The 21,047-nt window shown below is 68.2% G+C and carries 17 protein-coding genes; 6 read left to right on the forward strand and 11 right to left on the reverse strand.

Annotation, left to right across the window (positions count from 1 at the left end; genetic code table 11):
- Window positions 1-53 precede the first annotated feature (53 nt).
- The 4 genes from ASE28_RS20970 to ASE28_RS20985 all read left to right on the forward strand — a co-directional run bounded on the left by ASE28_RS20970 (window position 54) and on the right by ASE28_RS20985 (window position 5,949).
- Window positions 54-1,001: a DMT family transporter gene (locus ASE28_RS20970; RefSeq protein ID WP_057268347.1), complete on the forward strand. Its 948-nt coding sequence runs from the start codon at window positions 54-56 to the stop codon at window positions 999-1,001.
- 103 nt (window positions 1,002-1,104) lie between these two features.
- Entirely contained in the window at window positions 1,105-1,908 is an 804-nt protein-coding gene (locus tag ASE28_RS20975; RefSeq protein WP_057268348.1) for an SDR family oxidoreductase, read from the forward strand.
- A gap of 271 nt (window positions 1,909-2,179) precedes the next feature.
- Window positions 2,180-3,289 carry a TRAP transporter substrate-binding protein gene (locus ASE28_RS20980; protein ID WP_057268349.1) on the forward strand — a complete coding sequence of 370 codons (1,110 nt, stop codon included), beginning with the start codon at window positions 2,180-2,182 and terminating at the stop codon, window positions 3,287-3,289.
- The gene (locus ASE28_RS20985) at window positions 3,286-5,949 is read left to right on the forward strand and encodes an EAL domain-containing protein (protein WP_057201962.1); all 2,664 of its coding nucleotides are present in this window, start codon (window positions 3,286-3,288) and stop codon (window positions 5,947-5,949) included. The genes ASE28_RS20980 and ASE28_RS20985 overlap by 4 nt, the downstream gene beginning before the upstream one ends.
- Before the next feature lie 22 nt (window positions 5,950-5,971).
- Here the strand turns inward: ASE28_RS20985 and ASE28_RS20990 are convergent, their stop codons facing one another.
- Window positions 5,972-6,871 (reverse strand): DMT family transporter, encoded by a 900-nt coding sequence (locus ASE28_RS20990; RefSeq protein WP_057268350.1) that lies wholly within the window; start codon window positions 6,869-6,871, stop codon window positions 5,972-5,974.
- A gap of 92 nt (window positions 6,872-6,963) precedes the next feature.
- Here ASE28_RS20990 and ASE28_RS20995 point away from each other — a divergent pair, with 92 nt between their 5' ends.
- Together ASE28_RS20995 and ASE28_RS21000 are read left to right on the forward strand one after the other, a co-directional pair.
- The gene (locus ASE28_RS20995) at window positions 6,964-7,947 is read left to right on the forward strand and encodes a quinone oxidoreductase (protein WP_057201964.1); all 984 of its coding nucleotides are present in this window, start codon (window positions 6,964-6,966) and stop codon (window positions 7,945-7,947) included.
- Window positions 7,944-8,759 carry an NUDIX domain-containing protein gene (locus ASE28_RS21000; RefSeq protein WP_057268351.1) on the forward strand — a complete coding sequence of 272 codons (816 nt, stop codon included), beginning with the start codon at window positions 7,944-7,946 and terminating at the stop codon, window positions 8,757-8,759. Before ASE28_RS20995 ends, ASE28_RS21000 begins: the two co-directional genes overlap by 4 nt.
- A 19-nt stretch (window positions 8,760-8,778) precedes the next feature.
- Here the strand turns inward: ASE28_RS21000 and ASE28_RS21005 are convergent, their stop codons facing one another.
- From ASE28_RS21005 to ASE28_RS21050, 10 genes are all read right to left on the reverse strand, one after another.
- Window positions 8,779-10,437 (reverse strand): Na/Pi cotransporter family protein, encoded by a 1,659-nt coding sequence (locus tag ASE28_RS21005; protein ID WP_057201966.1) that lies wholly within the window; start codon window positions 10,435-10,437, stop codon window positions 8,779-8,781.
- Between the two features lie 318 nt (window positions 10,438-10,755).
- Window positions 10,756-11,583 carry a phosphodiesterase gene (locus ASE28_RS21010; RefSeq protein WP_057268352.1) on the reverse strand — a complete coding sequence of 276 codons (828 nt, stop codon included), beginning with the start codon at window positions 11,581-11,583 and terminating at the stop codon, window positions 10,756-10,758.
- Between the two features lie 18 nt (window positions 11,584-11,601).
- Entirely contained in the window at window positions 11,602-12,669 is a 1,068-nt protein-coding gene (locus ASE28_RS21015) for an ABC transporter ATP-binding protein (protein ID WP_057268353.1), read from the reverse strand.
- Window positions 12,659-13,456 carry an ABC transporter permease gene (locus tag ASE28_RS21020; protein WP_057268354.1) on the reverse strand — a complete coding sequence of 266 codons (798 nt, stop codon included), beginning with the start codon at window positions 13,454-13,456 and terminating at the stop codon, window positions 12,659-12,661. The genes ASE28_RS21015 and ASE28_RS21020 overlap by 11 nt, the downstream gene beginning before the upstream one ends.
- A gap of 10 nt (window positions 13,457-13,466) precedes the next feature.
- Complete coding sequence (locus ASE28_RS21025) at window positions 13,467-14,282, reverse strand: ABC transporter permease (protein WP_057268488.1); 816 nt, start codon at window positions 14,280-14,282, stop codon at window positions 13,467-13,469.
- 5 nt (window positions 14,283-14,287) lie between these two features.
- Window positions 14,288-15,304 (reverse strand): ABC transporter substrate-binding protein, encoded by a 1,017-nt coding sequence (locus tag ASE28_RS21030; RefSeq protein ID WP_057268355.1) that lies wholly within the window; start codon window positions 15,302-15,304, stop codon window positions 14,288-14,290.
- Window positions 15,305-15,351: 47 nt separating this feature from the next.
- Window positions 15,352-16,344, reverse strand: coding sequence for a LacI family DNA-binding transcriptional regulator (locus ASE28_RS21035; protein ID WP_057268356.1), 993 nt, complete (start codon window positions 16,342-16,344; stop codon window positions 15,352-15,354).
- Window positions 16,345-16,462: 118 nt separating this feature from the next.
- A complete protein-coding gene (lspA, locus tag ASE28_RS21040) occupies window positions 16,463-16,927 on the reverse strand; it encodes a signal peptidase II (RefSeq protein ID WP_369818253.1) in 465 nt (154 codons plus the stop codon).
- Between the two features lie 44 nt (window positions 16,928-16,971).
- Entirely contained in the window at window positions 16,972-19,824 is a 2,853-nt protein-coding gene (gene ileS / locus ASE28_RS21045; RefSeq protein ID WP_057268358.1) for an isoleucine--tRNA ligase, read from the reverse strand.
- A 110-nt stretch (window positions 19,825-19,934) separates the two neighbouring features.
- Window positions 19,935-20,987: a bifunctional riboflavin kinase/FAD synthetase gene (locus tag ASE28_RS21050; protein ID WP_057268359.1), complete on the reverse strand. Its 1,053-nt coding sequence runs from the start codon at window positions 20,985-20,987 to the stop codon at window positions 19,935-19,937.
- Window positions 20,988-21,047: the final 60 nt, after the last annotated feature.

Raw genomic sequence — 21,047 nt, forward strand, 5'->3', positions numbered from 1 at the left:
TGCAGGAGCGGCCACCGGCGCCTGCCATGCCCCTGATCTGAGAGAACCTTTTCTTGTCGAACCCCTCACCGCCCCAGCCACCGCAGCCCGCTGCGCACGCCAAAGCCGCCAGCAAACCCATCGCATCAGGCCTGCTGCTGGCGCTGTTCGGTTCGATTGCCTTCAGCGGCAAGGCCATCATCGTCAAGCTGGCCTACCGCCACGGGGTGGATGCGGTCACGCTCATCATGTACCGCATGCTGTTCGCGCTGCCCATCTTTGCCGCCATGGGCTGGTGGGCCAGCCGGGGCAAGCCGCCGCTGTCGCGCAAGGACTGGCTGGGCATTGCGGGCCTGGGGATCACGGGCTACTACCTGGCCAGCTTCCTGGACTTTGCCGGGCTGGCCTACATCAGTGCCAGCCTGGAGCGCCTGATCCTGTACCTCAACCCGACCCTGGTGATGATGCTCGGCTGGGCGCTGTACCGCCGGGGTATCCGCTGGGGCCAGGCCCTGGGCATGCTGGTGAGCTACTGCGGCGTGGTGCTGGTCTTCGGCCACGAGGCCAATCTGCAGGGCAGCAACGCCGCGCTGGGCGCGCTGCTGGTGTTCCTGAGCGCGGTGAGCTATGCCGTCTACCTGGTGTACAGCGGCGAGATGGTCCGGCGCATCGGCTCGCTCAGGCTCGTGGGCCTGGCGACCACCGTGGCCTGCCTGTGCTGCCTGCTGCAGTTCGTGGTGCTGCGGCCGTTCTCGGCGGCCATCGTGGCGCCCGAGGTGATCTGGCTGTCGGTGCTCAATGCCACGCTGTGCACGGCGGTGCCGGTGCTCATGGTGATGATGGCCATCGAGCGCATCGGTGCCGGCACGGCCGCGCAGATCGGCATGGTGGGGCCCCTGTCCACCATCCTCATGGGCATCTGGATCCTGGGGGAGCCCTTCACCGTGTGGGTGGCGTGCGGCACGGCGCTGGTGGTTGCGGGCATCTTCGTCTTCACCCGCCCGGCCCGCCAGCCCGCCTGAGGGCCGGGGCAGTGCCCCGTTGTGGGCAGGGCCGTCCAAGTCCACTTATGATTTGGCGAGCGGGGGTGCGGTGTGCACCTCCTCATGAATCACGGAGTTGGACATGGATCTGGGTATTGCAGGCAAGTGGGCGTTGGTGTGTGGTGCGAGCAAGGGCCTGGGCTTCGGCTGTGCCCAGGCGCTGGTGAACGAGGGGGTTCATGTCGTCATCAATGCCCGCAATGCCGATGTGCTGGCCCAGGCGGTGTCCCGCCTGCAGGCGCAGGGCGCGGCCGGCAAGGTGCAGGTCTTGGCGGTGGCCGCTGACATCACCACGCCCGAGGGTCGGGCCGCCGTGTTCTCGGCCGCCGGTGGCCCGGGGCAGGGCTTCGACATCGTGGTCACGAACGCGGGCGGGCCGCCCCCGGGCGATTTCCGCAACTGGGACCGCGATGCCTGGATCAAGGCCGTGGACGCGAACATGCTCACCCCCATCGAACTCATCAAAGCCACGGTGGATGGCATGGCACAGCGCGGCTTTGGCCGCATCGTCAACATCACCTCCAGCGCCGTGAAGGCGCCCATCGACATCCTGGGCCTGTCCAATGGCGCGCGCAGCGGGCTCACGGGCTTCGTGGCCGGTGTGGCGCGCAGCAAGCTGGCTGCGGGTGGCGTGACCATCAACAACCTCTTGCCGGGCAAGTTCGATACCGACCGGCTGGCCACCACCATCGGCACCGCCGCTGCCAAGTCCGGCACCAGCGTGGAAGAATTTCGCAAATCGCAGCAAGCCCAGATCCCGGCCGGGCGCTATGGCACGGCCGAAGAATTCGGCGCAATCTGTGCCTTCCTGTGCAGCGTGCAGGCCGGCTACATGACGGGCCAGAATGTGCTGGCGGATGGGGGCGCGTACCAGGGCACGTTCTGAGGGGCTGCTGTCCGGCCTGGATGCCTGGGCCATGCCAGCAGGGAGCACCCGGGCAGGGCCCTGCAGCCCCTTGATACCCATCAAGGGGTGTGGAGGGAGGCACGCCCTGTGTGTTGCAAGGGGCGCATTCCCGCGTGTTTTCCCGGTATCCAGTGGGGTTTGCAAAGGCACAATGGACTGATGGCCCTACCGTGGTCCGTTGTGTTTTGCGCACATTTTTTCCATACTTTGGGAAATTAGGACGAAAAATAAGGCCGGAGATACCAACGCCATGAACCTGTCCCGTGTCCTGACAAGCCGATTCGCCGCACTGGCCCTGCTGGGGGCCAGCGTGTGGGCGTGTGGCAGCGGCGCTGCCTGGGCCCAGGCGGGCGGGGCCGCACCGGCCGCCAAGACCCCTGCGCCCTACAAGCTGCGCATCGTGGGTGGCCTGGCCAGCATCAACCAGTACACGCGGCAGGAAGAGCCTTTCTGGAGCAAGGACCTGGCGCGCCTGAGCGGCGGCAAGTTCGAGGCCGAGATCGTGCCTTTCGACCGCGCTGGCGTGCCCGGCGGGGAGATGCTGCGCCTGCTGCAGCTCGGGGTGGTGCCCTTTGGCACCACGCTGATGAGTTCCTTCTCGGCCCAGTACCCGGAGTACACGGCGCCCGACCTCGCGGGACTGAACCCCGACATTGCCACGCTCAAGAGCACCGTGACCGCGTTTCGTCCCTATCTGGAAAAGGCCCTGCGTGACCAGCACGGGGTCGAGGCCCTGGCCATCTATGTCTACCCGGCCCAGGTGGTCTTCTGCAAGAAGCCACTGCGCAACCTGGCCGACCTGTCGGGCCGGCGCATCCGTGTGTCCTCGTCCAGCCAGGCCGATTTCGTCGGGGCGCTGGGCGGCATTCCCGTGCTCACGGGTTTTGCGCAGATCGTGACCAGCCTGTCAGCTGGCAACACCGAGTGCGCCATCACCGGCACCATGTCGGGCAACACACTGGGCCTGCACACCATGACCTCGCACCTGCATGCATTGCCGGTGAACTGGGGCCTGGCGGTGTTTGCCGCCAACCAGGCCGCCTGGGAGGCCTTGCCGCCCGATCTGCGGGCACTGCTGCGCCGCGAGCTGCCCCGCCTGGAGGCCGCGATCTGGGAGGAGGCCGAGCGCGAGACGGCAGACGGCATGGCCTGCAACCGCGGAGCGGCCAGCTGCAGCGGCGGGCGCAAGGGCAGCATGGTCATCGTGCCTGTGTCGGAGCAGGACGAGAAGAGCCGCCGCGAGATCCTGGCCTCCACGGTGCTGCCGCGCTGGGTGCAGCGCTGCGGCCCGCGCTGCGCCGATATCTGGAACCGAACCATCGGGCCCGTGCGCGGCCTGGCCGCGGCGCCTGGCAAATGAACCCATCCTCGCCCGCACGCATCAAGATCTACGTCTCGGGGGCGGTGGCCTTCTTCCTCGCGTCGGTGGCCCTGGTGGCGGCCGCGCTGGTCTGGAATGCACGCCAGGTGGCGTTGGCCGACAGCGCCACGCAGGCCACGCGCTTCGTGGCCGGGGCCGAGGCGGCGCTCAACCGTTCGCTGCTCTCCGTGGACGTGCTGCTGGCCAGCATGGACGAACTGCTGGGGCTGTCGGCCGCCATGGTGGACTGGATCGACTCCGACAGCGCCAGCCAGCGCCTGCGCAGCTCGGCCCGCCAGAACCTCATGGTGCGCTACGTGGCGCTGGTGGATGCCCAGGGCAAGGTGATCGCGTCTTCCGACGCGGCCGGCAGCCGGCTCGCGCTGGACCTGCCGTCCGGCTTTCTGGACGAGGTGCTGCGCCAGTCGGTCTCCACCCTGATGGTCAGCCAGCCGGTGGTGAGCTTTGCCAGCGCCGAGCGGGTGCTGTATTTTGCGCGCCACCTGAAGATGGCCGACAGCTCGCGCGTGGTGGCGCTGGCCGAGTTGCCCGTGGCCTCGCTCAGTTCGGTGCTGGTGCAGGGCGTGGACATCAGCGGCCTGCAGGTCACGATGGAGCGGGCGGGCGGGCAGATGCTGCTGAGCGTGCCCAGCCGCGAGGACGTCGTCACCCACACCCTGTCACCGCCGCTCGATACCCTGGACGAGAGCGGCCCGCAATGGCGCGCGCCTGCGCGCCTGAGCGGCGAGGTCGCGCTGGTGGTGTACCGGCCCATCCTGTACCAGGACCTGCGCATCTCGGCCAGCATTCCGCAGAGCGATGCCCTGGCCTCCTGGCGCACCGAGCGCAATGCCGTGGCCTTCACGGCGTTCGCGTTCCTGGCCATGATCCTGGCGGCAGGCGGGTTCGCCCTGCGCTACATCGACCGCATGACGCAGGCACGCCTGGCCATTGCCCAGAGCAAGGCCACGCTGGACCAGGCCCTGGAATCCATGGTCAGCGGCTTTGTGCTGCTTGATGGCGCGCAGCGCGTGGTGCAATGGAACCGGCGGTTCGAAGAGATCTTTCCCTGGCTCCAGCCCATGCTGGCGCCGCAGGTGCCGTTCCGCAAGGTATTGGAAGAAAAGGCCCGGCACCACCTGCCGCACGCCTCCGATTCGGAGCGTGCGCTGTGGATAGAGCACCGCCTGGCGCTGCAATTGCAGCCGCAGGGGCCGCACGAGCAATCGCTGCCCGATGGCCGCGTGATCCAGATCACCGAGCGGGTGACGCCGGAATCGGGGCTGGTCATCACCTACCACGACGTGACCGAATTGCGCCAGGCCAGTGCCGAGATCGAGAGCCTGGCCTTTTTCGACCCCCTGACCAACCTGCCCAACCGGCGCCTGCTGATGGACCGCATGCAGCAGGCCACGGCCGCCAGCGTGCGCAGCGGCCAGCATGGCGCCCTGCTGTTCCTGGACCTGGACCACTTCAAGACCCTCAACGACACCCTGGGCCATGAGGTGGGGGACATGCTGCTGCGCCAGGTGGCGCAGCGCCTGAAGGCCTGTGTGCGGCGCGAAGACACGGTGGCCCGCCTGGGCGGGGACGAATTCGTGGTGATGCTCAGCGACCTCTCGGAGCACAGCAGCGAGGCCGCCGCCTATGCGCGCCGGGTGGGCCAGAAGATCCTGCGCAAGCTCAACCAGCCCTACACGCTGGGCACCCACACCTACCACAGCACCCCCAGCATCGGCGCCACGCTGATGGGGGGCGCCATGCAGCCTTCGGTGGACCTGCTCAAGCAGGCCGACATCGCCATGTACCAGGTCAAGTCCCAGGGCCGCAATGCGCTGTGCTTCTTCGACCCGCAGATGCAGATCGCGATCAGCCAGCGTGCGCAGCTTGAGAGCGACCTGCAGGCGGCGCTGACTGGCCGCCAGTTCGTGCTGCACTACCAGCCCCAGTTCCACCTGGATGGCCGCATCGTCGGGGCCGAAGCGCTCATCCGCTGGCGCCACCCGGAGCGCGGCCTGATCGGGCCGGGCCACTTCATCGGCGTGGCCGAGGAGAGCGAGCTCATCGTGCCCATGGGCCACTGGGTGCTGCGCACGGCCTGCGAGCAGCTGGCCGCCTGGCAGGGCGACGCGCGCTACCGCCACGTGCAGCTGTCGGTCAACGTCAGTGCGCGGCAGTTTCGCCAGCGCGATTTCGTGGCCCGGGTGGTCGAGGTGCTGCGCGAGACCGGGGCCCGCCCGCACCTGCTCAAGCTGGAACTCACCGAGTCCCTGGTGCTCGACAACGTGGACGACACCATCGCCAAGATGGGCCTGCTCAAGACCAAGGGCGTGCGCTTCTCGGTGGACGATTTCGGCACCGGCTACTCCTCGCTTGCCTACCTCACGCGGCTGCCGCTGGACCAGCTCAAGATCGACCAGTCCTTCGTGCGCAACCTGGGCGTCAAGCACACCGACGACGTGATCGTGCAGACCATCATCGGCATGGCGCGCAACCTGGAGCTTGACGTGATTGCCGAAGGCGTCGAGACCCAGGCGCAAAAGGATTTTCTGGCCCTGCACGGCTGCCAGTTCTTCCAGGGCTACCTGATGGGCCGCCCCGTGCCCGTGGCCGACCTGGAGAGCCTGCTGGGCGCCAGCAGCACCGCGCTCACTGCCTGACCTCTGGGGGCCGGACCGGTCTTCAGCGCCGCGAGGAGACGACGATCCCGCCGACGATCAGCGCGAAGGCCACGCCGTGGAACAGCTGCGGCGTGTCGCCCAGGAAGGCCGCCGACAGCAGGGCCGCGAACAGCGGCGTGAGGTTCACGAAGAAGCTGGCCATCGCCGGCCCGGCCCGCTGCACCCCCACGCCCCAGAAACGGTAGGCCAGCACGGCCGGCCCCACGGCGATGAAGGCCAGCGCGGCGATCAGGGGCCAGCCCCATTCGATGTGCGTGCGCCCGCTGGCCCACTCGAGCCCCGCGAACGAGCCCGACCAGGCCAGGCCGAAGACCATCTGCGCCATCAGGAAGGCCGCCCAGTCGCCGCGGATGGCGGCCGGCTCGCGCGTGCCCGAGAGCATCCAGCTGTAGAACGCCCAGGAGATGGTGGCCAGCACCATGAACAGGTCGCCCAGCACCAGGCGCAGGGCCAGCAACTGGCCCCACTCGCCACGGCTGAGCACCAGCAGCACCCCGCACATGGACAGAAAGGCCCCTGCCACCTGGCGGCGCGTGACTGGCGCGCCGAAGAACAGCGCGCCCACGGCCAGCATCCAGACCGGCATGCTCGACCCTACCAGGGTGGCGTTGATGGGGGTGGAAGTCTGCAGTGCCATGTACTGCAGCGCGTTGTACAAGCCCACGCCGAGCAGGCCCAGCAATGCATAGCGGCGCCAGTGTGGCCACAGCGGGCTGTCCCGGCGCAGCACGGCGTGCGCCAGGGGCAGCAGGATGAAAAAGGCCAGCACCCAGCGGATGAAGTTCAGGGTGAGGGGCGGAATGAGGTCGTGCACCAGCCGGCCGACCACGGCATTGCCGGCCCAGAGCAGTGGCGGTACCACCAACAGCGCTGCAGTGCCGGGCGAGAGTCTTTGCGTCATGCCGTGACTGTATCTGCCCGCGGCGGGCAAGACTTGCAGATTCATGGCAGGATGGCCGCCGTTTGTCCCACCCGTTACAGGAGACCGATCCCATGAGCCTCGCCGTCCAGATCCGCCAGCATGGCGGTCCCGAAGAACTCCACCTCGTCGATGTCACCGTGGGCGAGCCCGGCCCGGGCGAGATCCGCATCCGCCACCATGCCATCGGCCTGAACTTCATCGACGTGTACCACCGCACGGGCCTGTACCAGTTGGGCATGCCTGCCACCATCGGCATGGAGGCCGCTGGCGTGGTCGAAGCCGTGGGTGAGGGCGTGACGCACCTCAAGGTGGGCGACCGCGCCGCCTATGCCAGCCAGCCGCCCGGCAGCTACTGCGAACTGCGCGTGCTGCCAGCCAAGTGCGTCTGCAAGCTGCCCGATGCGATCAGCTTCGAGACCGGCGCGGCCATGATGCTCAAGGGCCTCACGGCGCAGTACCTGCTCAAGAAGACGCTGCCGGTGCAGGGCTTGCAGGCCGGCGATCATGTGCTCTTCCACGCCGCTGCCGGCGGTGTGGGCCTGATCGCCAGCCAGTGGGCCAAGGCCCTGGGCCTGCAGCTCATCGGCACGGCCGGCACCGATGCCAAGTGCCAGCTGGCGCTGGCCAATGGTGCGGCCCACGCCATCAACTACAACACCGAAGACTTTGCGGCGCGCGTCAAGGAGATCACCGGCGGCCAGGGCGTGAAGGTGGTGTACGACTCGGTGGGCAAGGACACCTGGGACAAGTCGCTCGAATGCCTGCGCCCCTTCGGCCTGATGGCCAGCTTCGGCAATGCCTCGGGCCCCGTGCCGCCGTTCGCACCGGGCTCGCTCGGTGCCAAGGGCTCGCTGTACGTCACGCGCCAGACCCTGTTCACCCACATCGCCACGCGCGAAAGCACGCAGGCCATGGCCGACGACCTGTTCGCCGTGGTGGCCAGCGGCCAGGTGAAGATCCACATCGACCAGCGCTACCCGCTGGCCGAGGTGCAGCAGGCACACCGCGACCTCGAAGGCCGCAAGACCACCGGCTGCACCATCCTCACGCTGTGAGCACGCCCGCGCAGACCTTTGCCGGTTGGCTGGCGGCGGCCCGGGTGGCCGCGCAGCAACCTCCGGCGCAGGCCCGGTTGCCGCTGCTCGTGGCAGTGCAGGTCGTGGGCTCGGTGGCCGAAGGCGTGCTGGACACGGTCGCCCCCGCGCTGGAGGGCGGCCATCGCCTGCACAGGGAGGCGGGCGGCTGGCACCTCGACGTACCAGCGGGCCAGGCCACCGCAGGCCTCAATGCCATCGCCGCCGCGCTGCGCGCCCGGAGCCTTTGCGGCCCGTGGCGCAATGAGCAGTTGGCCGTGCCCAACGCCCAGGGCGAGGTGATCGCCACCGTGGAGCGTGGTGCCGTGCGCGTGCTGGGCATCGCCACGCGGGCCGTGCACCTGGTGGGCCTGGCGCCCGACGGGCGCATGTGGGTGCAGCTGCGCTCGCGCACCAAGCCCAACAACCCGGGCATGTGGGACACGCTGATGGGGGGCATGGTCTCGGCCGCCGATACGCTGGACGAAGCCTTGGCCCGAGAGACCTGGGAAGAGGCGGGGCTGCATGTGTCGGACCTGGCACAGGTCGCCCACGGTGGCCATGTGCTCTTTGGCCGCCCCAGCCGCGAGGGCGGCGGCATCGGCTACATGGTCGAGCGCATCGACTGGTTCCGGGCCACGGTGCCCGAGGGCATGGATCCTGCCAACCAGGATGGCGAGGTGGAGCGCTTCGAGTTGCTGGACCTCGGCGAAGTACGGCAACGTGTGGCCCAGGGTGGCTTCACCCAGGAGGCCGGGCTGGTCATCGGCGGCTTCCTGGATTCCAGCGCCTGACGGCGTTCGCCGCCGTGCCTCAGTCGGTCGTGGTCGCCGCGCGCAGCCGACTCGGTGCCAGCGCCCCGGCCGATTCCAGGATCGGGTAGGCCACCGAGCACAGCAGCGAGTTGATGCGCTTGAGCTCGCTGATCAGGTCGATGTGCAGCGAGCTGGTCTCGATGCTCTGCACCGTGTTGTCCGACAGGCGCACCAGGTGGGTGGCCGAGTAGGCACGCTCCAGGTCGCGAAAGCGCGCCTTCTCTTCCAGCAGCTTCTGCGCATCGCGCACGTTGCCGTTGAGGAAGACGCTCATTGCCAGGCGCAGATTGTCCAGCAGGCGGGCGTGCAGCTCGTTGATCTCCTCCATCCCGGCCTCGGAGAAGTGGCGGCCCTTCTTGATCTTCTTGTCCTCGATGTCGATCAGCACGCGCTCGATGATGTCGCCGATCTGCTCCATGTTGATGGTGAAGCTGATGATGTCGGCCCAGCGCCGGCCTTCGCGTTCGTCCAGGGCCTCGCGCGAGATCTTGGTCAGGTAGTACTTGATGGCCGAGTACAGGCCGTCCACCTCGTCGTCGAGCTTGCGCAGGTCCTGCGCGAGCTTGAGGTCGTCGGTGCGGATCACGGTGTGCAGGCCGATCATCATGGACTCGACCACGTCGGCCTGGTGCAAGGCCTCGCGTGCTGCGCACGAAATGGCCAGCGACGGCGTGGCCAGGGCCGAGGGGTCCAGGTGCTTGGGGCGCGCCCCGGCGGCGGACGCCTGTGCGTCCGGCTGCGGCAGCAGCCGCTGCACGGCACGCGCCACGGTTCCGGTCAGGCCGATGCAGATGATGCCCACCACCACGTTGAAGGCCAGATGGAACAGCACCACCAGCGTGGCCGTGTCGGGAACGTACGGCCGCACATGCTGCAGCCACAGGCCGGTGAGGGGCGTCATGATGGCCACGCCGATGATCTTGAAGAACAGGTTGCCCAGGGGCACCTGGCGCGTCTGCACATTCGCCTTCATGGTGGTCAGCACGGCCAGCAGGCCGCTGCCCAGGTTGGCACCGATCACCAGGCCCAGCGCCACGTCCACCGGGATACCGCCGGAGCCGGCCAGGGTGGCGGTCAGCAGCACGGTGGCCAGGCTGGAGTAGGCCACCACGGCCAGCACGGCGCCCGTGAAGATCTCCAGCAGCAGGTCGCTGGTGAGCGCGCCCAGCAAGGTGCGCACCGTGGGCGATTGCGTCAGCACGGTGGTGGATTCGGTGATCAGGCGCAGCGCCAGCAGCATCAGGCCCAGGCCGATCAGCACGCGGCCCACGCGGCCTGCGGCCGTGTCCTTGCGGGTGATGAACAGCACCACCCCGACGAAGATGAACAGCGGCGACAGCCACGACAGGTCCATCGCGAAGACGACTGCCATCACGCTGGTGCCGACATCGGCCCCGAGCATCACGGCCAGGGCGGCGGGCAGGGTGACCAGCCCCTGGCCGACGAAGGAGGACACGATGAGCGCGGTGGCCGTGCTCGACTGCACCAGCGCCGTGACCCCGATGCCCGACAGCACGGCGGTGATGCGTGTGCTGACGCTGTGGGCGATCAGCTGGCGCAGGTTGGCGCCGAACACGCGCAGAATGCCGGTGCGCACCAGGTGCGTGCCCCAGATCAGCAGCGCAACGGCGGCCAGGAGATTCAGGAGATGCTTCATGAGTAAACGCTAACTTTTCTTATTTTTGACCTGCACTGTGAAGCACGTGCCATGCCCGCTGCGGCTGCCTTGGGGGCAGGCTGGTGTGGCCCGGAAACGGGCGCGGGAAAGGTTTGCGAGGCCGAAAGGCCGGCACTGCAGCAAAAACGGCAGACCGCAAACCAGGGAAGCGCCCGTTTTAGTCACAAAACTGTCACATTGCGGACGCTCTAGCATACTCCTGAATCCATAGCACAGGAACCATGTCCATGACACGGCAAGGTGTGTTGCTCCGGCCAGGCTGGAAAAAGGGTGTGGTGCCCCCGGTGCCGGGCGGCCTCAGTCAATCAGCTGCCCACCGTCGTGGAAGGGGAAGGGCCCTTCGTACAGCCCGCTGGCCACGGTATGGCTCACCAGGCGCCCCCCCTGGGGCAGCGCATGCAGGCCGAAGCCGGGGGGCTCCAGCGTCCAGGCCGAGGCCGCATCGGGCGCCAGGTCCAGGCAGACCTGGTGGGCCGGCGAGGGCACGGTCATGGCGATGGAGCCGCCAAAGCGCACCTGGATGCTGCGGTGCAGGTGGCCGCAGACGATGCGCTCCACGTTCGGGTGGCGCGCCACCAGGGCTTCGAGTTCTGCCGCACCGCTCAGCAGCCCGATGGCGTCCATGTGGCCGATCAGCGTCTGGAAAGGCGGGTGGTGCATGGCGATCACCACGGGGCGGTGGCGCTGTGCATCGAGCGCGTCGGCCAGCCAGGCCAGCCGTTCGCGGCACAGGCTGCCCTCGCTGGCGCCGGGCACCACGGTGTCCAGCGCGATCAGGGTCAGGTCGCCGACCGGCACGCAGTACTGCACGAAGCCTTCGGTGCCCAGGTAGCCGTGCTCCGCAAAGCTCTGGCGCAACTGGGCGCGTTCGTCGTGGTTGCCGGGCAGCAGGTAGGTCGGCATGGCACCCAGTGGTGACAGCAGCGTGCGCAGGTGCTCGTACTCGGCCGCGCGGCCGAAGTCCGTCAGGTCGCCGGTGATCACCAGCGCGTCGGGCCGTTGTGGCAGGCGCAGGATGGCCTGTACCGCTTGTGTGAGGTAGGGCGCGGTGTTGATGCGGCCATAGGCCAAGCGCCCAGGCTCGCGGATATGCAGGTCGGACAGTTGCAGCAGCAGGGTGTTCATGGAAGTGCGTGGCAGGGGTCAGGAAGCCCCGTGACTGGGCATGAGGTGCTCGGGGCGGATGCGGATGGCCACCTGCTGGCCCTGGCGGGCCGGGTGGTCCCGGGGCACCTCGGCCTGCATCGGGGGCTGGCCGGTCAGCGCCAGGGTGAGCTGTACGCGCTCGCCCAGGAAGCTGCGGCGCGTGACCTCGGCGCGGCCCCAAGCTTCGTCTCCTGGGTAGTCCAACTGGACTTCGATGTCCTCGGGGCGCACCAGCAGCACGGTGTCGGCGGCGCAGGCCGCGGGGCAGGGCAGTTCGATCCCGCCCAGGGGCAGCACCTGGCGCTGGCGGGCCGCCTCGTCGCGTTGCAGCCGGTTCACGCGGCCCAGGAAGGCGGCCACGAAGGGGTGGGCCGGCGTGCGGTACAGCGTTTCGCCGTCGCCCACCTGCACGATGCGGCCGGCCTGCATCACCGCCAGGCGGTCGGCAATGACCAGGGCCTCCTGCTGGTCGTGCGTGACGTGGATGGCCGTGATGTGCAGGCGGCGCAGCAGCTCGGCCAGCTCGTCGCGCAGCGACTCCTTGAGCTTGGCGTCCAGTGCGGTCAGCGGTTCGTCCAGCAGCAACACGCGCGGGCGCACGGCCACGGCGCGTGCCAGGGCCACGCGCTGGCGCTGGCCGCCCGAAAGCTCGGCGGGGCGCTTGTTCTCCAGCCCATTCAGGCGCACCAGGTCCACCAGCTCGCCCACCACGCGGCGCTCTTCGGCCGCATCGGTGCCGCGGATGCGCAGGCCGTAGCCGATGTTGGCGGCCACCGTCATCTGCGGGAACAGTGCATAGTGCTGAAACACCATGCCGATGCCGCGCCGCTCGATGGGCAGCTGCGTCACGTCCGTGCCGCCAAAGGCGATGCGGCTGCCCGCGTCGGGCGACTCCAGTCCCGCGATCAGGCGCAGCAGCGTGGTCTTGCCGCAGCCCGAAGGGCCCAGCAGCGCCAGCACTTCACCGGGCTCCACCGTGAGGTCGGTGGGCTGCAGGCCGCGCGTGCCGTCGGCATAGGTTTTGGCGCACTGGACCACGTCCACGCGCGTGCGTTCAAGTTCCATGGTGTTTCTCGATGAAGGTGCCGACGGCCTGCAGGCCCCACAGCACGGGCAGGACGACGATCAGGAAGACCAGGGTGTAGGCCGAGCCGATCTCGATGCGCATGGAGGCATAGCTGTCGGCCAGGCCAACGGGCAGGGTGCGCGTGAGCGGGGTGTGCAGCATCCAGGTCAGGTTGAACTCGCCCACCGAGAGCGTGAACACCATCAGGCTGCCCGCCACGATGGCCGGCAGCACGGCGGGCACCAGCACCCCGAGAAAGCGCTGCGCGAAGCTGGCCCCCAGCGAGCGCGCCGCCTCTTCGAGCGAGCGCAGTTCGTCCTTCTGGAAGGCCGATCCCACGGTACGCACCATGAAGGGCAGCGTGAACACCATGTGCCCGACCAGGATGAAGGCGAAGCTCTGGCGAAATCCCGAGAGCGTGCCGTAGGCCAGTATCAGTGCCAGCGCGCTGGCCAGCCCGGGCACGGCCACGGGCAGGGTCAGCAGTTCCTCGAACAGCCGTGCCCAGCGCGAGCGGCTGCGCGCAAGCGCATAGGCGCAGGGCACACCGATGAGCAGGTTGCCCGCCACGCACAGTAAGGCCAGCAGCAGCGATGCACCGACGGTGCCGCCATAGTTTTCCCACACCTCGGAAAGCCAGCGCAGCGTGAGCCCGCTTTTCAGGCCCGCGCTGTAGTTGTTCACCAGCCCGGCCATGACCGACAGGGCGATGGGCGCCAGCATGAACAGGGCCACCAGCGCTGTGAGCGCCACCAGGGACCAGGGGGCTTGTCGTGCGTTTCTCATGGTCGATGCTTCAGAAGGCCGCGGTGCCGGATGCGCGGCGTGCCGCCCACAGCACCAGCCAGGTGATGAGCCCCAGCGTGATCGACAGGCTGGCCGCCAGCGCGAAGTTGGCGTAGTTGGTGAACTCGTTGTAGATGGTGATGGGCAGTACCTCGAACTTGCTGGCCAGCGTGAAGGCCGTGCCGAAGGCGCCCATGGCGGTGGCGAAGACGATGGCACCGCAGGCCAGCGTGGTGGCGGCCAGTTCGGGCAGCCAGACGTCGCGCGCCACATGCCAGCGCGAGGCACCCAGCGACCGGGCGGCCTCTTCCAGTGCGGCGTCCATGGCGCCTGCCGCCGCGGTATAGGTGGCGATCGCGCGTGGCAGCGAGAAATACAGGTAGGCCAGGAACAGGCCCGTGAGGCCATAGGCGAAGGTGGTGCGGCCCATGCCCAGGTGGTCCGAGATGTCGGCCACCAGCCCCTGGCGTCCGCCCAGCAGGATCATGAAGAAGCCCACGATGACCCCGGGGAAGGACAGCGGCAGTGTGAGCAGCGACAGCAGCAGCTGCCGCCCGCGAAAGCGCTGGCGTGCCAGCGTGATGCCCACCAGGGCACCCAGCACCAGCGTGGCCAGCGTGACGGCAAGCGACAGGCCCAGGGTCTGCAGCAGGCTCTGCAGGTAGCGGGCATTCGTCAGCACGGCGAAATAGCTGGCCCAGCCCTTGCCTGCCGGCAGCGCCAGCAGCAGGGCCACGGGCAGCAGCCAGAAGGCCGCGAAGAAGGCCACGGCCGGCGCGGCGCAGGCCAGCAGCAGCATGCGCGAGGGAGCGAAGCCGTGGCGCATCAGGATCACTTCACTTCTGCGAGGTAGCGGTCCGAGAACGCCTTCTGCACTGCGGCCATGCGGCCATAGTCCACCGTCTTGGCGCGGGCGTATTCGCTGGCGGGCAGGAAGCGCGCCTGCACCTCCTTGGGCATGGCGCTGGCGCGCACCGGCCGCAGGTAGGCATTGGCCCACAGGGCCTGGCCTTCGTCGGAGAGCACGAAGTCCAACACCTTCTTGCCTTCGGCGGCGTGGGGCGCGCCGGCCACCAGGCTCATCACGTAGGGCACCGCCAGCGTGCCTTCGGCAGGGATCACGAACTGCACGTTGGCCTGGTCCTTGTACTTGGCGCGGTAGGCGTTGAAGTCGTAGTCCAGCAGGATCGCGATTTCACCCGAGAGCACGCGCGCGTACGAGGTCTGCTTGGGCACGATGGGCTCGTTCTTCTGCAGCGCCTTGAAGTAGTCGATGCCGGGGCCGAAATTTTCCAGCGTGCCGCCGCGCGCCTGGTTGGCCGCCACCGCACCCACGTAGCCCACGAAGGCCGAGGCCGGGTCCAGGTAGCCGATCAGGCCCTTGTAGTCGGGCTTGAGCAGATCGGCCCACGATTGCGGCACGGGCTTGCCCTTGAGCGCATCCACGTTGACCATGAAGCCAAGCGTGCCCGAGTGGATGGTGAACCAGTGGCCGGCCGGGTCCTTGAGGCCATCGGGAATGTCCTTCCACGCCGCCGGCGGCTGGTAGGCGCTGACCAGGCCGTCCTTGTGCGCCTGGATCGCGAAGGTCACGCCCAGGTAGGTCACGTCGGCCACGGGGCTGGCCTTCTCGGCCGTCATCTGCGCCAGCGACTGGCCGGAGTTCTTGTTGTCCGGCGGCACGGTGATGCCGGTCTTGGCCTTGATGGCCTTGATCTGGCTGCCCCAGTCGGCCCATTCGGGCGGGCAGTTGTAGCAGATGGCCGTTTGCGCCATGGCCGCGCCGCTGGCCGCCAGGCCGAGGGCGAGCGCCGCGGCGCGCATGAAGGGGGTGAGCGGGAATGTCATCGAGAACTCCTGTGATCAGAGGTGGCGGGAAACGTGGGTGAAAGGGGTCAGGCGTGCGCGCAGGATTCGCCGGTGCGAAAGTGGTGGGCCAGCGTGAGCCCGGCGTCCGGTGCCAGCGGCGTGCCGCTGGCCATGGCCTGCACCAGCAGCTGCACGCTGCAGCGGCCGATGTCGGCGTTGGGCTGGGCGACGGTGCTCAGCATGGGCGTGAGGTCTTCGCCCAGGGCGATGCCGTCGAAGCCCGCCACGCTCAGGTCGCGCGGCACGGCCAGAGCGGCCAGGTGGGCAGCGCGGATGCTGCGGATGGCCAGCAGGTCGTTGGAGCAGACCAGGGCCGTGGGGCGGCCCGGCGCCTGCAGCAGGGCCGTGACGTCCTGCACGGCGGTCTCGACAAAGGGCACTTCGAGCACCGGCCCCTCGGGCAGGCCGGCGGCGGCCATGCCGCTGTGAAAGCCCCGGCTGCGCTGCTGCGCCCGGTCCGATGCGGCGAGCTGGCCGCTGACCATGGTGATGCGCCGGTGCCCGAGCGAGACCAGATGGGCCACCAGCTCGGCCACGGCCTGCTCGCCATCCACCGAGACGCAGGGATGGTCCGGGTGCCGGTTATAGGCCAGCACGTAGGGCAGCCCGGCTTCGGCCAGGCGCTGCAGCGCGCTCGAGGTGGCGGGGTTGGAGACCACGAGGACCATGCCGTCCACATTGCCGGCCAAGAGCAAGTGCACGGCACGGTCTTCCTGGGCGATCTGGTAGTCGGTGGCAAACGGCAGGATGGCGTAGCCGGCCGCGACGGCCGCCTGGGCGAGGCCCTGCAGGCATTCGGCAAACACCGGGTTGAGCAGGGTGGGCAGCACCACGCCGATGACGCGGCTGCGCTGGGTGCGCAAGGTGCGCGCGCTGGCGTTGGGCAGGTAGCCCAAGGCCTGGGCGACCTGCTGCACATGCCCGCGCGTGGCCGGCGTCACCTTGTCCGGCAGGTTGAAGACCCGCGAGACGGTGGCGACCGACACGCCCGCCTGGCGGGCCACGTCCTGGATGCTCATGGAACCTCGTTGCAATGTAAACGTTTACATTGGAGCGAAGCCGTGTGACGCCCTTGTGACCAAGGCCCATGAAAAACGGCCCTCGATGGGGCCGTTCAGAAATGAAGTCGCGAGAGGTTTACTTCGACTTCTTCATCCGCAGCAACTCGTCCAGCACCAGGCAGACCGCACCCACGGTGATGGCCGAATCGGCCAGGTTGAAGGCCGGGAAATGGTAGCCGCGTGCGTAAAAGTCCAGAAAGTCGACCACGTAGCCGTGCATCAGCCGGTCCACCACGTTGCCCACCGCGCCACCCAGAATGCTGGACAGTGCAAAGCAGAACAGCTTCTGTCCGGGGTGCGCGCGCAGCTGCCAGACGATGAACACCGTGGCCGCCACACCGATGCCGGTGAACGCCCAGCGCTGCCAGCCGCCCGCGTCCGCCAGGAACGAGAAGGCCGCGCCCGTGTTGTGCGCGCGCACGATGTTGAAGAAGCTGGTGATGGGGGTCGCATCTCCCAGCCGGTAGGCGTCGAGGATCAGCATCTTGGTGACCTGGTCGGCGATGAAGATCACCACCGCCCAGGCCAGCCACGGCCACATTTTGCCCAAGGCAGATCCGGCAGGAGCCGTTGTGCTGCCCGGCATCACGCGTGCACCCGGCTCTCGCCAGCGCCGTACAGGTTGCTCGTGCAGCGGCCGCAGATCGTCGGGTGGGCGGCATCCTGGCCCACGTCGGCGCGGTAGTGCCAGCAGCGGTCGCACTTGGCGTCGGCGCTGGGCTTGACGCTGATCTGCAGGGCATCGCCCGCCACCAGCTCGATGGCCGAGGTGATGAACACGAACTTGAGGTCATCGCCCTGGCTGGCGAGCAGGGCATGGTCCTCGGGCGCTGCCGTGAGCACCACGCTGGCCTGCAGCGACGAGCCCACCTGGCCGTCGGCGCGCACCACCTCGATCTGCTTGTTCACCACGTCGCGGATCTCGCGCAGGCGCGCCCACTTGGCCAAGAGGCCTTCGTCGGCACCGGCGATGGAGCCGTAGGTTTCCACGAAGATGGAGTCGGACTTGCCGAACACCTTCCATGCCTCTTCTGCGGTGAACGACAGGAACGGTGCCATCCAGCGCAGCATGGCGTGCGTGATCTGGTACAGCGCGGTCTGCGCACTGCGGCGCGCCAGGCTCTTGGGCGCCGTGGTGTACAGGCGGTCCTTGAGTACGTCGAGGTAGAAGCCGCCCAGGTCTTCCGAACAGTACAGCTGCAGCTTGGCCACCACGGGGTGGAACTCGTAGACCTTGTAGTGCGCGAGCACGGTGGCCTGGAACTCGGCCGCGCGCGTCAGGGCGTAGCGGTCGATCTCCAGCATCTGGTCGAACGGCACGGTATCCGTGGCGGGGTCGAAATCGCTCACGTTGGCCAAGAGGAAGCGCAGTGTGTTGCGGATGCGGCGGTAGGCGTCGACCACGCGCGCCAGGATCTTCTCGTCGCCCGCGATGTCGCCCGAGTAGTCACTGGCGGCCACCCACAGGCGGATGATCTCGGCGCCCAGCTTTTTGTTGATCTCCTGCGGATCGATGCCGTTGCCCAGCGACTTGCTCATCTTGCGGCCTTGGCTGTCCACGGTGAAGCCGTGGGTCAGCAGGCCGCGGTAGGGCGCGCGGCCTTCGAGCGCGCTGGCCAGCAGCAGCGAGCTGTGGAACCAGCCGCGGTGCTGGTCATGGCCTTCCAGGTACAGGTCGGCCTCGGGGCCGGTGTCGTGGTGCACGCCGGGGTGCGTGCCGCGCAGCACGTGGAAGAAGGTCGAGCCCGAGTCGAACCACACCTCCAGGATGTCGGTGCTCTTGGTGTAGCAGGCCGCGTCCTCGGCGCCCAGGATCTCTTCGGGCGTCACACGGCTCCAGGCCTCGATGCCGCCCTTCTCGACGATATCGGCCGCCTGGTCCATGATTTCCATGGTGCGCGGATGCAGCTCGCCCGAATCCTTGTGCAGGAAGAACGGGATGGGCACGCCCCAGCTGCGCTGGCGCGAGATGCACCAGTCGGGCCGTCCGGCGATCATGTCGTGCAGGCGGGTCTTGCCGTTCTCGGGGTAGAAGCTCGTGTGCTCGATGGCGTCCAGCGCCGTCTGGCGCAGCGTCTTCTCGGCCTTGTCCTTGGTGAACACGCCTTCGCCTTCGTCCATGCGGATGAACCATTGGGCTGCGGCGCGGTAGATCACCGGCGTCTTGTGGCGCCAGCAGTGCGGGTAGCTGTGCGTGATCTCCTTGGTGGCCATCAGGCGGCCGGCACCGCGCAGCGCCTCGATGACGACCGGCACGGCCTTCCAGATGTGCTGGCCGCCGAACAGCGGGAAGTCTGGCGCGTAGGTGCCGTTGCCTTGCACGGGGTTCAGGATGTCGTCGAGCGCCAGGCCGTGGGACACGCAGGAGTTGAAATCCTCCAGCCCGTAGGCGGGCGAGGAGTGCACGATACCGGTGCCGTCATCGGCCGTGGCGTAGTCGGCCAGGTACACAGGCGACAGGCGGCGGTAGCCGGCATCCACGTCATACAGCGGGTGCTCGAACTCCAGGCCGCCGAGCTTTTCGCCCAGGGCCGTGGCCAGCACCTGGCCGGTCAGGCCGTAGCGCACCATGCAGTCCTCCACCAGCGACTCGGCCAGCACCAGCAGGCCGCGCTCGGTGTCCACCAGCGCATAGGTCAGCGCGGGGTTCAGGTTCAGCGCCTGGTTGGCGGGGATGGTCCAGGCGGTGGTGGTCCAGATCACCACGAAGGCGTCCTTGGCCAGCGCCGGCAGGCCGAAGGCGGCCGCCAGCTTCGCGGGCTCGTGCGCCTTGAAGGCCACGTCCAGCGTGGTGCTCTTCTTGTCGGCGTATTCGATCTCGAACTCGGCCAGCGAGCTGCCGCAGTCGAAGCACCAGTACACGGGCTTGAGGCCGCGGTAGACGAAGCCGCGCTCCATCACGCGCTTGAAGGCCCGGATCTCGCCCGCCTCGTTGGCGAAGTTCATGGTCTTGTAGGGGTTGTCCCATTCGCCGAGTACGCCCAGGCGCTGGAAGTCGCCCATCTGCTGCGCGATCTGCTCGGTGGCAAAGGCGCGGCTCTTGGCCTGCATGTCGTCGCGGCTCAGGTTGCGGCCGTGCTTCTTCTCGATGGCGTTCTCGATCGGCAGGCCATGGCAGTCCCAGCCGGGCACGTACAGCGCGTCGAAGCCTTCGAGCTGGCGCGCCTTGGTGATCATGTCCTTCAAGATCTTGTTGACCGCATGGCCCATGTGGATCTGGCCGTTGGCATAGGGCGGGCCATCGTGCAGGATGAACTTGGGCGCGCCGCAGCGTGCGTCGCGCAGGCGCTTGTACAGGCCCTTGTCCTCCCACTCCTTGACCCAGCCCGGCTCGCGCTTGGGCAGGTCGCCGCGCATGGGAAAGGGGGTGTCGGGCAGGTTCAGGGTGCTGCGGTAATCCGGGGCGGTGGATTCGGTGGTACTGGCGTTGTCGGACATGGGGGAGCCTTAAAACGGGGCAATCCGGGGCAGGCCCGGAGCAAAGCGGGAAAAGAGGAGGCGTGGAGAGGTGTCGGGCCTGCGGGGCAGGCGCTGCGCAGGCAGCCCCCTCAAATTCGGTCGCGCGTGGTCTGGCGCCGGGTCTCGGTGTGGTTGGTGGGTGCGTGGGCCGACGCGAAATAGGCGCGCGCGTCCGCACAGTCCTTGGCAATGCCCGTCGTCAGGGCATCCAGACCGTCGTATTTGAGCTCGTCGTGCAGTTTGTGCAGCAGTTCCACCCGCACGATTTTACCGTACGCCCCTTCGGCCCCCAGATCGGCGGGCCATTGCAGGCAGTGCGTCTCCAGCAACACGCGCCCGCCGTTCACGTCGTCGGGGTCCAGCGAAGGGCGCACGCCCAGGTTGGCCACGCCCGGCAGCGGGACGTCGCCCAGACCGTGCACCTGCACCGCAAAGATGCCGCTGGCCGCCGGCTTCCAGTGCGCAAAGCGCAGGTTCAGTGTGCGAAAGCCATCACCTGCGCCGCTGGCGCTGGCCCCCAGCTCGCGCCCCAGCTTGCGCCCATGCACCACGTGGCCCGATATCGTGTAGGGCCGGCCCAGCAGGCGGGCTGCGGCCTCCAAGTCGCCCTGGCCCAGCGCCTGGCGCACGGCCGAGCTCGACACGCGCAACCCGTGCACCTCGTAGCTGTTCATGCGCGCCACATCGAAGCCACTGGCCTGGCCCGTGGCATCGAGCAGCGCGTAGTCGCCCGCGCGCTGGGCGCCGAAGCGGAAATCGTCGCCCACCAGCACATAGCGCGCGCCCAGGCCCTTCATCAGCACTTCGTCGATGAAGGCCTGCGGCGACTGGGCCGCCAGCCGTGCATCGAAGGGCAGCACCACCGTCTGCTGCACGCCACAGCGCGCGAGCTCGGTGAGCTTGTCACGCAGTGTGCCGATGCGCGCGGGCGCCAGCTCCGGCTTGTGCAGGGCCCCGGCAAAGTAGTCGCGCGGGTGGGGCTCGAAGGTCAGCACGCAGCTCTCCACCCCGCGGTGGGCGGCCTCGCTGTTGAGCAGGGCCAGCATGGCCTGGTGGCCCCGGTGCACACCATCGAAGTTGCCGATGGTCAGCGCGCAGGCACGGGCGATGCCGGGGTGGTGGAATCCGCGGAAGATCTTCATTGCTTTGTTATCTTTTTGATAGCAGCTTGGGCCGATGGGTAAAGCACCAGACGCCAATCT

Source organism: Acidovorax sp. Root219 (genome assembly GCF_001428665.1).
In the GTDB taxonomy this organism is placed as follows: Bacteria; Pseudomonadota; Gammaproteobacteria; order Burkholderiales; family Burkholderiaceae_C; genus Acidovorax.